Source organism: Pseudoalteromonas luteoviolacea H33-S, from assembly GCF_001625695.1.
GTDB classification, from domain to species: domain Bacteria; phylum Pseudomonadota; class Gammaproteobacteria; order Enterobacterales; family Alteromonadaceae; genus Pseudoalteromonas; species Pseudoalteromonas luteoviolacea_B.
Genome location: NZ_AUXY01000123.1, coordinates 1 through 209, shown reverse-complemented (window position 1 = coordinate 209; position 209 = coordinate 1). Strand labels below are relative to the sequence as shown.

At 43.5% G+C, this 209-nt stretch carries 1 protein-coding gene; it reads right to left on the bottom strand.

The window, feature by feature from the left end; all coding sequences use genetic code 11:
* On the bottom strand, nt 1-209 hold a 209-nt coding region (locus N477_RS23690; protein WP_196760686.1), incomplete at both ends, for a transposase.

Genomic DNA, 209 nt, shown 5'->3' with positions numbered 1-209 from the left:
GATTTCCCGGGTCGTCATACCTTTTGCATAAAGACTGAGGATTTTGTCATCCATGCTGGTAAAACGGGTTTGTTGTTTCTTCACCAGCTGGGGCTCAAAGGTACTGAGGCGGTCCCTTGGAGTCTCTATATCAATAGCGCCATCTTCAGTAACAATGGTTTTATTGGAATAGCCATTTCGGCTGTTTAGAGAAGTGGATTTACCATTTT